Genomic DNA, 15229 nt, shown 5'->3' on the forward strand with positions numbered 1-15229 from the left:
CTGCCCCGCCACATCCTGACGGTGGCGGAGGTGGAGGCGGTGCTGGCGGTGCCGGACCTGGGCACGGGGCTGGGGCTGCGGGACCGGGCGATCCTGGAGGTGCTGTACTCCACCGGCATGCGGCGGATGGAACTGATCGGGCTGAAGCTGTTCGACCTGGACCTGGAGCGGGGCACGGTGATGATCCGGCAGGGCAAGGGCAAGAAGGACCGGATGATCCCCATCGGCGCCCGCGCCCTGGCCTGGGTGGGCAAGTACCGGGACGACGTGCGGCCGGGGCTGGCGTCGGGTGCCGACGAGGGCACGCTGTTCCTGACGACGCTGGGGGAGGCGTTCGCGCCCAACCGGCTGACGCAGCTGGTGCGGACCCACGTGGACGCGGCCGACCTCGGCAAGCACGGGTCCTGCCACCTGTTCCGGCACACGATGGCGACGCTGATGCTGGAGAACGGGGCGGACATCCGGTTCATCCAGGCGATGCTGGGGCACGCGGACCTGTCGACCACGCAGATCTACACGCAGGTGAGCGTGCGGCTGCTGAAGGAGATCCACACCGCCACCCACCCCGGCCGGCCCATCGCCGCCGGCGGCCGCCAGGGCCGCGCCGACGCGGCGGAGGCCCTGCACCTGGTGCTGGACCAGGAGGCGGAGGACGAGCGCGACTGAGGCCGGCCGGCCCCGCGCGGGAAAAGGTGCGTCAGGGGGCTCGCCGGGCTACACTGCCGTCCGATGGGCGGGCGCGCCCGCTAAGCCGTTGGAACTACCGGGGAAAAGGAGCATCGGTACGACGACCCGCGTCAGGGTGCTCCCAAGCCACAAAGTACACAAGTGGCGCAAGAAGTTACCGTAACAGCAACACGACCGACTGGTTTGTACCGTGCTGTAAACGACGACGAGCTTCTGGAAATGATGTTCAACGGCATGAATTTTGTTCCTTCAAAAGATGGGCTTGAGGTAAAATACTTCTGGCCAGATGCCCGATATGCATTTGCATTCGCGAATGAATATATAAAACAAGGATGGGTCGATACCTCAATGCATATTCTATATGCACCACTCCCACCCAATTTGGATTACTCAACGATAAATGTTTCCGACTTGTCTAAATATAACCTTGGGAACGTGTATGCAATTACGGTATCTAATGCAAACCTAAGGAATATTGGTCCGGCCTCAATCATCGGGTATGTCCCGAAATAGCCTCGCAAAAGACGGAATAAAGACATGAAGTGCGTAATAAGCCTGAATGGCGTCTCATCTGATCCGGGTAAGATTGGGAAGAGATTGGAGTATTTTGTAAAATTTTCTTCGGGAAATTATCTCGTTTCAGTCGAACTGGAGTGCATTTGGCCCGACCAAAATGTCGCTTTTGGTAAGTGTCGAACGTTAGGTTTCGAGCTTGATAACGGTCGCCCTCAGATTGGAGACATAATAGGAATGAACGAAGAGGATATCCGTGGGTGGATACTGTGCTTAGATCCAAAACAAATTGAATAGAGTTAAATTTTTGCGGATAAATGATTCTGCCAAATTCGCATAATATAGTGATGCTGGATACCTTAGCACTACCTTTGTTCAGCCGATTGACGGCTTATCAGAAGCCGATGGGCTCAAGAGCAATGGATGGCGGGTGGAACAAGGCGCTGCAAAAAGCTCGTCGGGAAGGCAACTAAGCTATGGCGCTCTGGGGGAAATCACCCCACAAAATCAAATTCTTAGCGTCTTATCGTTGAAGCTTCGTGCATAAGTGATGCACAGGTGTAATCCGAAATCCTGTCATTTTTGACGCTGCGGAGCGGGGTGGCGGCCCATTTAGCGGCCCTGATGGCGTTTAGCGCCTGCCCCCGCCGATTGCGGCCGTTGCCGCGCATGTGCTGGTTATCCGATCAATATCAGCCGCTTAGCCTGAATGCTGAGCCTGTTGGCCGCCGCTAAATCCACACCAGTCCACACTGATCCACACCGATCCACACCAGTCCACACCGATCCACAGCAAACTCCACACCGATCCACACCGATGCGGAATTGCTATTTTAGAACAGCGGCTTACCTTAGCGGCTGAGCTTGCTCGCCGCCCTTGGCGCAACCGCCACCCCGATCCATCCACAGAACCAGGTTCCGCCCTCAGCCGCCGGCCTTGGCCGCCGCTATGAGGCGTTGGCCCACCGGCGCGCCTGGTGCTGGAGCACGAGCCCCTGGAGGACGTTCTTGACCGTGGCGAGTTCCTCGGGCGTGAACTCGTCGAGCGCTTGCAGGATCAGCCTGACGCCCTCGTCCTTGGGAGCGCGTTCGTGCTCATCGAAGATGAGCGTATCCGCAGAGACGTTGAGGGCGATGGCCAGGCGCTTGAGGACGGCGAGGTTGGGTTGGATCTGGCCGGTCTCGTAGCGCTGAATCTGGGTGACGTGGACCTTCACCATCTCCGCCAGGGCTTTCTGGGAGAGGTTGCGGGCCTTGCGGAGGCTGAACAGCTGTTCTGGGAAGGGCATGGCGCGCCATTGGGTGCTGGATTGTGTCTGGCGCATTGTACCCGCCCTCCCGTGGGGTTGCTGGTTGCGACATAGCAAATATGGTGTTATTGGACAAGCTATATCGCATCTTGACAGGCTTTAGGGGCTCCCATGGCACGTATCCCAGAGGCCGAGGTGTCGCTGGTAGGCGGCCGGGGTGACGCTGCGTCGGCAGGGCAAGGACCTGGCGGCGCGGTGCCCGTTCCATGAGGAGACGACGGCGTCGCTGGTGGTGAGCCCTGAGAAGAACCTGTTCCACTGCTTCGGCTGCGGTGCGGCGCTTAAACATGGACTCGGCATGATGGGCCGCATGCCTTGTAAGCCCCCCCCCCCCGAGACGGGATCGCCAAGCAGCCGAGGGAGGCGCCCAAAGCCAACATCAAGCCTGCCCCCTGACAGCCTCGGTATACGGGGTGCTGTCAGGGATAGCCATCTCTGTGCAATTATATGAAATTAGTTTATATATATTACGTATGCGATATCCTCAGCATCAGAGACAATAGTACAGCCTCCGGTTCCCATAAGCTGGATCTTTTGCTTTATGTTATGTGCAGTAATAATTGCCGATAAAGTTGATTGCCCGCCGGTGGTATTCGCTCTCAGGGCAAAGCGAGCGCCGGTGGCGCATGATGCTCGCGACGATATGCCTGTAGTATCATATACGACTACTGCGCCGTCTGCCTCGGCGGCAATAATTGTAATGAAACCTGGGTCAGACCAGCCTCCAAATGCGCAAAAAGGATAAACACATAAAAAAAGAAAAATAATTGATTTTATTGCATTCTTCTTCATGGTAGCCTTTTGCTCTTTCCGATTTTGGGCGCGGAAATTATTTGATCTAGTCGGTGTATTGCACAAATGACATGTCTTCAGAGTCGCCCCATTGGGTGCAGGTCCCCGCACCGAAGACCTGGACTTTTTGCTGACTTACATAAGCAGCTAATATTGTTGACATGGCTGATTGCCCTGCCAAAGTGCTGACGTTCAAAACATAGCGCCCGCCAGTACCAGCAGCGCACAATGGTTGCTCATATCTTGTTCCGGTCGAGAAAAAATAAAGAAAGCCGCCATTCCCCACAATAATTCCCCATATATACCCAGAGCCGGAGCTCCCAGCATAAACTGGCCCCGGTATTAAAATGGGGGAAAGGAACAAGAGCGCCGCTAAGCGGATAATATTTTTCCTTAATATTGCCACGAAACATTACCCCCAAAGTATATTTACGAGTTCCGCGCGCCTTCCAAATTTCTCCAATTCTTACAGCGCTATCCCCAAGAACCTTTTGGACTTTTAGCACAATGAACGGTCCACATCAAGCTTAAATACCTCATGAGATCTGGGGTGCAACCTAACGGACATAGAAAACATTCTAGCAGGGTGTTGGAAGTCAGATTTTTGGCGGGCTGTTGCCGGTTTGGATGGCGCCGGGATAAGGTGTTGATCCAACCGGAGGAGCTGACTTGGAGCGCAAACAGTACAGCCGCGAATTCAAGGTTGACGCGGTAAGGCTAATCGAGGAACGAGGCGCCAGCGTGGCGCAGGCGGCGCGGGATCTTGGGGTTCATGCGACGATGCTGCGCAAATGGGTGTAAATCGGCGCCCTCCAGTGACTCCATCGACTTCAATAGAATCAAATGGATACCGTGCCGATCGGAGTCCAAACTGTGCGTCGATTAACAGACTTGCGCATGAATGGCCGTACGGCGCTCTGGTCGCTTGAAGACCTGGACGCTATCGCAGGCCTGGATGAGGGGGCAAGGCCTGCCTGCGAACCTTGGGGGGCCGTTCATGCCCGGGGACCGTTCCTGGGCCAGCAAAGCTTGGAGCAGCAAGGGTTCGCCAACACGGGTTTTTGCGGCGGTGGCGGACTGATCGTGGGATCCATGCTCCGGGTCATCGCCGTGGACCCCGCAACGGGTGGCCAGTTCCGAACAGTCGCCCTATTCCGCAGCAATGCTAGGCCGTCATTGAAACAAGGCGTTGCCTCTCCCCGGCTGGTTCTGGAATGGATGCGGCCCGTATCCGGTGGGAGCGATGGTCATTTATAATATTTTCAAAAAGGCAAGGGGGCGCAAATAGAATCAATCGTCACTATTCTACTTTTCGGAGATGTAAAGTAACGGCGAGCGCAATGGATTTTCGATATTTGCGGTTTTCTTTTGCTCATGGCAATCCCCCAAGGGCGAGAGCTTGATTGGGGTATAGATGTTATCCCTCACAGATAACGGCTCTTTTCCACATGGGGGTAACTTACCAGGGCTTGGCGAGGGGGAGGACCATTCCACCCAACAGCGGCAACACGATAACCGGAGTGCTGACCGCACTGCCGGAAGACGGGTATGACGTTCCTGATGCGGAAACCATCGTACGGTTCCCGGCGGGATCGTAGCTGTATTGTATCGTCGCGCCACTCGACGTCGTGCTTTTGATTACGCGGCCCAGCGCGTCATAAGTGTACGAGATGGAGTCGGCGGCGGCCGGCAGGGCGAGGCACGACAGGGCGCCCGCGAGCGTTGCCGTTCGTACAAAGTGAAAGAGGGCGGTCTGTGGGTTTTCAACGCTCGTCATGGCTATCCTCCAACAATTAATGCCGCATGGCCATAACCGAACCGAGCTTCGCGACATTCGGGCGGAAGCGGATCTGTACCTGTGCCAAACGGGAATATGGCCATAGCGCAGGGGGGCGGGTCAATTGCACACATTCGTGACACTTCGCTTTCCGGCGTTGAAACTTTGCTTATCGGCAAGTTATGGTGGGCCGTGGCTATATCGATAGGCTTACCCCAGCCGTGGGGGCGCATGGTCCTTGCAATTCAAAGCCCTTCATCGGGATGTGTTTTTGCGAAATTTGTTAATTGTAAATTAATAACGATACTGCGGGGCGTGATGTTCAAAAAATTGTCGCGGATTTCAAAGGTATCGATTTTTGCATTCTTGGCAATTTCTTTAAATCATCTCACGGCCTGGGCGGATCCCCTGCCGTCGGTCAAAATCGGGACGGCGGCTTTGCTGTCGCCTTCGGTGGCGGAGGGCTATTATGGCTCAAATACCAACTGGACCAACAGTCTAGGGATCGGCACGCGCCCCAATGAGCTGGTCGAACTGGCGCTTGCGCTGCGCAACGACCCAGACCTCATCTACGACTACGTCCGCAATAACATCGACACCACCTTCCTCTACGGCCTGCAAAAGGGGGCCATGGGGGCCGTGGTCGACCGGGCGGGCACGCCCTTCGACCAGGCGCACCTGATGGTGGAGTTGCTGCGCCAGGCGGGCTACACCGCCAATTACCAGGCCGGCACCATCACGCTGTCGGGGCAGCAGTTCTACGATTGGACGGGCATCACCAATGCCACGGCCGCCTGCCAGCTGTTGTCCAGCGGCGGCATTCCGGCCTCGATCAATGGCGGCGTGAACGGTGATTGCAACTATGGCGGGGCCAGCGTCACCCAGGTGCAGATGGCCCATGTCTGGGTTGCCGCCAATGTTGCCGGTGGCGTTTATTTATTCGATCCCAGTTACAAGCCTTATTCGTGGAAGGTCGGCATCGGCGTGGCGGCCTATGCCGGTCTTCAGGCTGGGCAGCCGCTAAGCGTGGCCACCGACCCTGGTACCAGTATTGAACTCAATAGTGCCAACGGTGTGCCCTATGTGCGGCAGATATCCGCCTTTAATCTAGGTGTGTTTCTGAACGCCTATGCCAGCAATTTGCTGAGAGCCGTCAATAACTATTTCTCCAGCTACCATATTCAAGATTTGGTCGGGGGTGGGGTTATCGTGCGCCAGGATGGGCCGGTGCGGCAGACGTCGCTGCCCTATGGCTCGGCCGCCACCCATACCTGGACCATGATTCCCGACCAGTACCGCACCAGCCTGCGGGTGCAGATTTTCAGGCCAGTCGCCAATATGACGACCGGTACGCTCAACACCGTCTCGATGGCGGACGTGACCTTGTTCGTGGACGAGATCTATGGCCGCAAGCTGATCTACGATACCAATTTCACCGGCGCCGGCACCAACGTCGACAGTCTCAACAACTTCACGGGCACGCTGAAACTGGTGGATGAGTTCGGTACCGCCCAGGTGTTGGCGACCAGTACGTCAACCGGCGACAAGATTGCCTATCGCCAGGACGCCACCATCAGCTTGACCGCGAATCATCCCTACGCCGCCGCCGCCGATAGCAGCGGCAACGCCACCGGCACTTATATGGACGCGGTCGTCACCCGCTCGGTGAAAGTCCTGACACCGTTCACCATCGTCCATGCCTGGGGGGACGTCAGCAGCAAGGGCGTGGTGGACAAGTGGGGGGCGCGCATCGACAAGAGCGTGCCCACGGTGCCGCGTTTTGGATGTGACGACTGCGGCAGCGACTTCTTCACCAGCGCTGGCGATGGCGTGCGCGAGCAGTTGGCTGCGACCTGGATCGTGCAGTCATCCAAGGCGGCGCTGCTGCATGCCGCCATCGCTCAATCCGCCTACGGCCACCACCACTCCATCGGCGTCGTCGCCGCCGATAATCAAATCAACGTCATCGATAATGATAAGCAGTCGACGACCAACCAGCTCTATTATTCCATCTCCGACAACTTCGATCGTATCGATGTCGAATCGGGCATCAGCCTGACCAGCAAGGTTGCTGATTCGGTCCGTCGCCGTGCCGCTCTGCACGCGATTGCCGCCACGCTGGAGGCGTTGGAGGGTGCCGCTGCCGCCCAGGTATCGGACTTGCCGGATACCAATTCCACGGCTAACCGGTTCGCGTGGGGGAATAGCCCGCCCACCGATGGTACGGATCCGTCCAATGCCGGCGCGCGCCGTTTCTATTATTATGACAACACCAATGCCGGTCAGGCCCTGGGATTGACCAAGGTCGAGGGCAAGGCGACATCCACCTATGCCGGAGTAACAGGCCAACACGGCGCCAGTGATGTGGTCATCGGCAATACCGAAGCCAGCCAACGCGCAGGCGCCCTATCGACCGCCATCGTTAACTACACCAACGCCGGCTTCAAGGTCGTCGGCTCGGAGGAGGCTTTTCTCGGGCCGGGTGGCCGGGCCGGCGCCTTCGTGGCGCAAGTCTCAGGCAGCACAACAACTTACACACACCGCTCCAGTGAACAGCGCGGCGGCGCTTTGGTGGCCACTCGCTATAATGGTAACGGCGATCCTGTGGAGATCGCCCACATCGTGGTGGGCCCAACGGTTAACGCCAAAGGTGGTGGTGGCGGCGTCCAGGCCGAGCACCAGGCCCAATACGATCCGTCGCAAGCGGCCGACGTTTTAAAGGCGCGCTTCGTCGACCGGTCCAAGGTCATGGGCGTGGATCTCAAATCCGGAAGCCTTTCCTATACCCTACCCATCAACCTGATGGTGGGGAGCGGAAAGTTCCCTTATCAACTGAGCGCGCAGGTGATCTGGCGCGGTGGCGATGTCGTGTCGTCTGCTTTCGGCCCGATCGCCCATACCCAGCCGCAGGCACCGTGGACCACCAATTGGAACAACATGGCCACCATCTCCTCCAGCGCGTTGGAGATGATGCAGGATGGCGACCTGCGCGCGGCAGCCACCACCATTGGCGCCTTTGCCGCCATGCAGGACGTATATACGGCAAGCCCCAGCGCCCAGCGCGAGGTGACAGCGCTGCTGGTGGCGTCGTGGTGGCTGGGCCAGATAACGGGAAACGTCGTCACCACCAACCTGGGCGCCGATACCCGGCAGTTCGTTCACCTGATCGACGGCAGTTGGATCACGCCCGGCGCGGGAACGGCTACCACCGTGGCCGTGATAGGCAACCGCGTGCCCTACATCAACACCGACTGCCTGACATTTTCCGCGGGGGCGACACAGCCGCAGACGCGGGGCTGGAACAATGCCGGCATGTCAATTCGGGTGACCAACCCCAACGGCGATGCGCAGACCTTTAATCAGTGGAGCTTCATCTACAAGGGCTCCGCGGGCACGTGTGCCAGCATGCGGGGCTTCCGTCTGGAGAACTGGACGTTTCCGCAAGGCGTGACCATCACCTTGAATTATGATCAGGGAACAGGCAGCCGGGGGGTGCCGGAGCTGTTGTCGGTATCCAATAACCTGGGTCGCCAGATCAATTTCACCAACAGCGGTGACACGGGTTTCAACAACAACCTCAGCGGCGGCGATTATCGTCAGGTCACTATCACGCGGGGGGCGACGGACGGTACCGGCACCGTGACGGTGACCGGAACCAATTGGGATGTCTATAAGGTCAATGCCAGCGTGGTCGGCGGGCGCTATCTGTTGAACAAGGTTTATTATCCGGAAACGCCCAGCACACCCTTCCTCCAGTACAACTACGATGGGCTGCTGCGGGTGGTGTGGGCGTTCGACGCCGAGAATCTGCAGGTGGGAGACCGTGGGGCCTGGGGCTTCCGCATCGCCAACGGTATACGTGGGTTCCGCACGGACCCCGCCGGCGGACGCTATGAGGTCATGTACGACTATTACGGCATGCCGTTCCGCTATACCGACGAGGTGGGGCGCACGACGACGGCGTTGTATGACGGCCGCGGCCGGGTGACGGAGTACGACTACCCCGCCGGTGGCAAGCAGACATTCGCCTATGACGCGCGCAACAATACCACAGACATGTGGCGGGTGGCGCGGCCAGGATCACCTTTGGGCTCGACGCATGTGCATGTCGATTGGCACCAAAATTTCGCCAAACCGATGCACATCGTGGATGCCAACGGCAACGCCACTGACCTCAACTACGATGGCAATAGCACCTTGCTATTGAATATCTACGGCGCGCCGATCGCGGACTCAACCAACGGCATCACCACCGCGACGGACCGGCCCGCGACCTCTTTCTGGTATGACGGCCTGGGCCGCATGACGCGGACGCAGAACCCGACGGGCATGTTGACCGATTTCGAATACGATGGGGTGAACGCCAGTCCGACGAAAGAGACCGTGGACTCCGGCGGCCAGAAGATCATCTCGACCTTCGGTTATGATGCTCAAGGCCAAGCGACCACGGTGACGGACCCACGCGGTCAGACGGCGACCACCACCTATGACAGCAACGGGCATCCTCTATCTGTGGACCTGCCGGAAGGGGCGCGGACGGAGTGGTCGTACAACGCCAACGGCTGGGTGCTCTATGAGCGTCAGGCCAAGAACGCCGCGCATACGGATTGGTCGACGGTCACCACCAGCTACACGGCGACGGGCCAGAAGGCGACGGTGACGGACGCCGCGGGGCAAGTGACGAGCTACGCCTACGATGGGGCAGATCGGCTTGTGAAGGTGACGGACCCGCTGGGCCGGGTGAGCGTGACGGATTATGACGCGGCGGGTCAGAGGGTGCGGGAGCACCGGGCGGTTGGCACGTCGGTTGAGCAGGTTTCGGCCAGCTACACCTATGATCCCGATGGCTTGGTGTCCACGATCACGGACCCGCGTAACAACACGCTGAGCTATGTTTACGACGGTTTCGGTCGCGTGGCGTCGTTGCGCTATGCGGACGGGGCGTCAGACAGCTACGGGTACGATGCCAACGACAACCAGACAAGCTATACGCAGCGTGACGGAACGACATCGAGCTCGACGTATGACGCGGCGAACCGGCTGGTGACGGTGTCGCGTCCGGGCTTGCCGGTGGTGACGCTGGGCTACGATATGATCGGCCGGCTGCGCCAGCAGGCGACGTCCGACAACTCGTCGGGCCGGACGCTGACCTATGACGGTGCCAACCACCTGGTGAGCGCCACGACCTATGTGCCGCGCCCCGGTGCGGATCCGGTGGGGCTGACGATGCAGTTTGGGTACGACGCGGCGGGGAACCGAACGTCGGCGCGGTGGCCTGACGGGTCGACAGTAACGTGGAGCTATGACGGCCTGGCGCGGGTGACGGCGGTGACGGAGGGGAGCTATACCTGGGCGTCGTATGGCTACGACACACTCAGTCGGCGGACGGGGACCTGGCGTGGCAACAGTGTCAGCAGCAGCACGACCTACGGCTATGACAACGCCAGCCGTCTGACAGGAATGGGCTATGGCTGGAACGGCGGGGTGGTGAACTTCAGCTACACCTACGACGTGGTGGGGCAGCTGATTTCCACGGCGGTGGACAACGGCGCTTTCCTGTCGACGGTGGGGGCGGCGCAGAGGTATGGGACGGCCAACGCCATCAACGGCTATGCCGGGGTGAATGGCAACGCCTATGCCTATGACGGGCGCGGGAACCTGACGGCGGCGGGCCCCTTCATCGCGGTGGCATACGACAGCCGGAACATGGTGACGCGATTCCAGCAAGGGGCGACGGTGCAGACCATGGGGTACTACCCCGAGGGCGGCCGGGCGTGGAAGCAGCTGAACGGCGTGACAACGCTGACGTTCGAGGCGCTGGGGGTCGAGTGGGGCGACTACGACGGCAACGGTAACCTGGTGCGGCGCTATGTGCGCTCGACCGCGACGGGGGAGGCCGGCGGCGGCGACGTTGTGGGCTGGGTGGACGGCGGCGGCACCCGCTCACTGGTGGTGCATGACCGGCAGGGCAGCGTGATCGCCGTGCTGAACACGGCGGGCCAGGCCACCAGCACATATTCGTATAACGATTTTGGCCAGAGTGCACAGGACGGGAGCACCGGCTCCCCCTATCGCTACGCTGGGATGCGGTATGACGAGATCGGGCTGTACGTGACGCCCAATCGGACGTATGTGCCGGGGATCGGGCGCTGGTTGCAGATGGACCCGGCGGGTCTGGTCGATGGGCTCAACCGCTATGCTTATGTGGGGAACAACCCACTCTCAGGGTATGATCCGCTGGGTTTGTCTTGCACAGGATCAAACATCACGCAATCAAATGGTGACTGTAAAGACGGTTCTACCGTTGCGGCTGGAGCATCCATTCAGTCTTGGGGAAATGTGCTGTCCCATGATCAACAGAAAGCCGTAAACGACTTCACCCAAGCCCTGAGCGCTAGCTTTAGCAGTGGCTTCCACGGAGATTTGAATGACCTTGGGGCACTTAACGGGAATTCTAGCCAACAGGCAGGATTTGTTCTTGGTAATATTGCTGGTGGGCTTGCGGGAACCGCTGTTGAGACCTTTAGCTTCGCTGCTACCGACGGCGCCGCTAGAGGGTTAGCAGGTTTTTCTGAGGCGGCTAAGTCTCTCAGAGGTGCATATCTTGCTGGCGCTGACGATATATCTGGACTTGCACTGAGTGGTCGAGCAGCAGGAGCCTCGGCTGAGGATATGGCCAGGCTAACAGTTCAGATGAGGAATGAACTGAAACTGCAAATTAGATCGCAAGGCGACTGGCTTTTGGCGAGAGTGGCGGACGTAAGAAACTTAGTGAAATACGGCAATAGGGCCGGCCCGACGGCAGATCAATTGTTCGAAAAGTATGGCACTTGGGATGCTGTTCTCGACGCGTTGAATAGAACGAATCGGACTGTTAACAAGATGACTGGTGCGCAATGAGTATTATCTTAGGAAGCTGGAATCGAAATTGGCAGAGTGTGGCGTTTGAGCCCGCTAGTGGGGCAGCTCGGCCTTTGTGGTTCCGGAGGCGTATGGATCAGCGCATCGGTTGGGGATTCCAGGAGGGTGCACACTATTATGCTGTGTGGCTAAAGGGGGATTCCCTTATCTTTCAAGTTGACACTAAAGCTTTCCTCATTCCAGATGGAATAAGGTGCTCAAATATTCGGATTGATTCTGGCCGGGAATTCATACTTTCCCGGGACGAAGAAATTGTTTTTAACCTAAAATACAAAGGCGTCTCGGAAAAGGATCCGACTTTTGATCAGTTGGACCTTGAGACTACCGATTTCTTTTTCTGGGTATCAATGGTCTGGAATGACTCATCAATGAGGCAATCCCTAACCTCACATTGGATACGTCGTGTGCGTGGGCTAAAGGAAAATAATTAAATGAAATCAAAGCCATAGCCTGCTTGCGTGATAAAATGTGCATAAGTGATGCACAGGTGTAATCCGAAATCCTGTCATTTTTGACGCTGCGGAGCGGGGCGGCGGCCCATTTAGCGGCCCTGATGGCGTTTAGCGCCTGACCCCGCCGATTGCGGCCGTTGCCGCGTATGTGCTGATTATCCGATCAATATCAGCCGCTTAGCCTGAGTGCTGAGCCTGCCGGCCGCCGCTAAATCCACACCAGTCCACATTGATCCACACCGATCCACACCGATCCACAGCAAACTCCACACCGATCCACACCGATGCGGAATCCCTGTTTTAGAACAGCGGCTTACCTTAGCGGCTGAGCTTGCTCGCCGCCCTTGGCGCATCGCCACGGCCGATAGACCGGTTATGCTCCCCTTTGCTTAGCTGCTGAGGCTGCCGACCATGCGCTTGGCCTGATGCTTGACGATCATGCCGTCGAGCAGGGCCTTGACGACCTTGCGATCCTCTTCGGGGAGTTGTGAGACGGCCTCGAACTGGATGCGGAACTCGTCGCTGGGGCCGCGCTCATCCTTGTCAAAAACTAACTCATCCGCACTCACGCGCAGAGCGCGGGCGAGCCTACGGATGACGTCCAGGGTGGGCTGGCTGGTGCCGCCCTCGTAGCGGCGGATCTGGAGGACGTGGATGCCCACCTGATCGGCCAATGCCTGCTGCGTCAATCCGTGGCCTTTGCGGAGGGCGGCCAGGCGCTCGGGGAAATCCATCTGCCAGAACTCTCTGTGCGTGAACGCCGGCATGGTACCCCCCGTGTCTGGATCGCTTGCTCGTAAATAACATATATGATAGTTACAAGATATCTATATAGAGGCTTGACGGGTTTTTAAGGGGGCCGGCATGGCGCGTATCGCGGAGGCGGAGCTTGAGCGGCTGAAGCGGGAGGTGTCGCTGGTGCGCCTGGTTGAGGCGGCCGGGGTGACGTTGCGTCGGCAGGGCAAGGACCTGGCGGGGCGGTGTCCGTTCCATGAGGAGGCGACGGCGTCGCTGGTGGTGAGCCCTGAGAAGAACCTGTTCCACTGCTTCGGCTGCGGTACAGCGCGATGACGGGGCAGTCGCTGTTCTACATGGGTGAGACGAACCTGAAGCACCGCATCCTGGCGATCGCGGAGGAGGAAGGGGCGACGAGCGCCAGCTACGCGCTGAAGCTGTTGCAGTCGGATGGGGAGGTGACGATCGCCAGCACGGGCAAGGACCCGACGACGGGGCTGCTGGTGACGCACGAGTACCGGGTGGAGGGTCCGGTGACGCTGTTCCTGACGACGACGGCGATCGACATCGACGAGGAGCTGCTGAACCGCTGCCTGGTGCTGACGGTGAACGAGAGCCGGGAGCAGACGCGGGCGATCCACGCCCTGCAGCGGGCGCGGCAGACCCTGGCGGGGCTGCTGGCGGAGGAGGACCGGGGGGCGATCCTGGCCCTGCACCGCAACGCCCAGGGCCTGCTGGAGGGGTTGAAGGTGGTGAATCCGTTCGCCGACCGGCTGACCTTCCTGGACGACAAGACGCGCACGCGGCGTGATCACGTCAAATACCTGACGCTGATCCGGGCGGTGACGCTGCTGCACCAGCACCAGCGTCCGGTGCGGACGGTGACGCACCGGGGCCGGGAGGTGCGGTACATCGAGGTGGCGCCAGCGGACATCGCCTTGGCGAACCGTCTGGCGCACGAGGTTCTGGGGCGGTCGCTGGACGAGCTTCCGCCCCAGACCCTTCGCCTGCTGCGGCTGCTGCACGAGTGGGCGATTGAGGAATGCGGGCGGCGGTCGCTGCGGCGGGAGGAACTGCGGTTCAGCCGGCGGCGGGTGCGGGAACTGACGGGCTGGGGCGACACGCAGCTGAAGGTGCACCTGGCGCGTCTGGCGGAGCTGGAATACCTGCTGGTGCACCGGGTGAAGGCGGGCCAGGGCTTCGAATACGAGCTGCTGTACGACGGCGAGGGCGAGACGGGGGAGCGCTTCCTGATGGGCCTGACCCAGCCCGACGAGGGCGCCCCCGGTCCCACCCCCCTCTACGACGCGCGGCGGTCGGGGCAGGCGGTGGACCGGTCGGCCCCTGGCCGGGAGGCGGTCGCCGCCCAGGCGGCCCCCGGTCGCCCCCCGGAAACGCCCGCGAACCCGCCGCCGGCCAGGCCCTTCGCGGTGGACGGCGCCGACGCGCCGCAAACCCCTCATCCCCGGATGAACGGCACCGCCGTATCGTACCCACCCCTGGAGCCTGCTTCCTTAGCCGCCCTGGCCTGAGCCCATGCCGCGCAAGGGGGAGAAGCGGGCCAAGCCACCGGTGGGGGACGGGCGGGACCCGGACGGCCTCTACCAGCACCTGCTGCGGTTCAACGCCTGGCAGGCGGAGAAGAACTACGCGGCACGGACCATCGAGGGGCGGGAGGCCAACCTGCGGGCCTTCCTGGCGTGGGCGGCGGAGCGGGGGCTGAGCCGGCCGCAGGAGATCACGCGGCCGATCCTGGAGCGCTACCAGCGCCACCTGTTCCTGTACCGGCAGAAGAACGGCCAGCCGCTGTCGGCGCGCAGCCAGCACGCGCGGATGACGCCGGTTCGGGCGTTCTTCAAGTGGCTGGCCCGGCGGAACCACATCCTGCACAACCCGGCCTCGGAGCTTGAACTGCCCCGCCACATCCTGACGGTGGCGGAGGTGGAGGCGGTGCTGGCGGTGCCGGACCTGGGCACGGGGCTGGGGCTGCGGGACCGGGCGATCCTGGAGGTGCTGTACTCCACCGGCATGCGGCGGATGGA

General features: G+C 60.0%; 11 protein-coding genes and 1 pseudogene. 8 read left to right on the plus strand and 4 right to left on the minus strand.

Annotated elements, in window-relative coordinates:
• On the plus strand, window positions 1–666 hold a 666-nt coding region (locus FBZ89_RS29885; RefSeq protein ID WP_145754682.1), incomplete at its 5' end, for a tyrosine-type recombinase/integrase.
• Between the two features lie 1481 nt (window positions 667–2147).
• Here the strand turns inward: FBZ89_RS29885 and FBZ89_RS29890 are convergent.
• Window positions 2148–2525, minus strand: a complete 378-nt coding sequence (locus tag FBZ89_RS29890; RefSeq protein ID WP_145754683.1) for a helix-turn-helix domain-containing protein — start codon at window positions 2523–2525, stop codon at window positions 2148–2150.
• A gap of 142 nt (window positions 2526–2667) precedes the next feature.
• Between FBZ89_RS29890 and FBZ89_RS32010 the strand changes: the two genes are divergently transcribed.
• Window positions 2668–2961 carry a CHC2 zinc finger domain-containing protein gene (locus tag FBZ89_RS32010; RefSeq protein WP_145754685.1) on the plus strand — a complete coding sequence of 98 codons (294 nt, stop codon included), beginning with the start codon at window positions 2668–2670 and terminating at the stop codon, window positions 2959–2961.
• Window positions 2962–2963: 2 nt separating this feature from the next.
• Here FBZ89_RS32010 and FBZ89_RS29900 read toward each other — a convergent pair whose 3' ends face one another.
• Window positions 2964–3302 (minus strand): hypothetical protein, encoded by a 339-nt coding sequence (locus tag FBZ89_RS29900; RefSeq protein WP_145754687.1) that lies wholly within the window; start codon window positions 3300–3302, stop codon window positions 2964–2966.
• A gap of 669 nt (window positions 3303–3971) precedes the next feature.
• Between FBZ89_RS29900 and FBZ89_RS29905 the strand changes: the two are divergent.
• Window positions 3972–4100, plus strand: a pseudogene (locus FBZ89_RS29905) (transposase); the annotation flags it as partial.
• A gap of 661 nt (window positions 4101–4761) precedes the next feature.
• On the opposite strand, the gene FBZ89_RS29910 reads toward FBZ89_RS29905, so the two are convergent.
• Window positions 4762–5079: an RHS repeat domain-containing protein gene (locus tag FBZ89_RS29910; RefSeq protein WP_145754690.1), complete on the minus strand. Its 318-nt coding sequence runs from the start codon at window positions 5077–5079 to the stop codon at window positions 4762–4764.
• 318 nt (window positions 5080–5397) lie between these two features.
• Here FBZ89_RS29910 and FBZ89_RS29915 point away from each other — a divergent pair, with 318 nt between their 5' ends.
• Window positions 5398–11979 carry an RHS repeat-associated core domain-containing protein gene (locus FBZ89_RS29915; protein ID WP_246173037.1) on the plus strand — a complete coding sequence of 2194 codons (6582 nt, stop codon included), beginning with the start codon at window positions 5398–5400 and terminating at the stop codon, window positions 11977–11979.
• Between the two features lie 92 nt (window positions 11980–12071).
• Complete coding sequence (locus FBZ89_RS29920; protein ID WP_145754693.1) at window positions 12072–12431, plus strand: hypothetical protein; 360 nt, start codon at window positions 12072–12074, stop codon at window positions 12429–12431.
• Window positions 12432–12841: 410 nt separating this feature from the next.
• Here FBZ89_RS29920 and FBZ89_RS29925 read toward each other — a convergent pair whose 3' ends face one another.
• A complete protein-coding gene (locus FBZ89_RS29925; protein WP_211115417.1) occupies window positions 12842–13219 on the minus strand; it encodes a helix-turn-helix domain-containing protein in 378 nt (125 codons plus the stop codon).
• A gap of 97 nt (window positions 13220–13316) precedes the next feature.
• On the opposite strand from FBZ89_RS29925, the gene FBZ89_RS29930 reads away from it, so the two are divergent.
• The 3 genes from FBZ89_RS29930 to FBZ89_RS29940 form a co-directional block, all read left to right on the plus strand.
• Window positions 13317–13523 (plus strand): CHC2 zinc finger domain-containing protein, encoded by a 207-nt coding sequence (locus tag FBZ89_RS29930; protein ID WP_145754695.1) that lies wholly within the window; start codon window positions 13317–13319, stop codon window positions 13521–13523.
• The gene (locus FBZ89_RS29935) at window positions 13520–14719 is read left to right on the plus strand and encodes a hypothetical protein (RefSeq protein ID WP_186457662.1); all 1200 of its coding nucleotides are present in this window, start codon (window positions 13520–13522) and stop codon (window positions 14717–14719) included. The genes FBZ89_RS29930 and FBZ89_RS29935 overlap by 4 nt, the downstream gene beginning before the upstream one ends.
• 4 nt (window positions 14720–14723) lie before the next feature.
• Window positions 14724–15229: site-specific integrase (locus tag FBZ89_RS29940; protein ID WP_186457663.1), on the plus strand; the 506-nt coding region annotated here is incomplete at its 3' end.

Source organism: Nitrospirillum amazonense, from assembly GCF_007828045.1.
Taxonomy (GTDB): Bacteria; Pseudomonadota; Alphaproteobacteria; order Azospirillales; family Azospirillaceae; genus Nitrospirillum; species Nitrospirillum amazonense_C.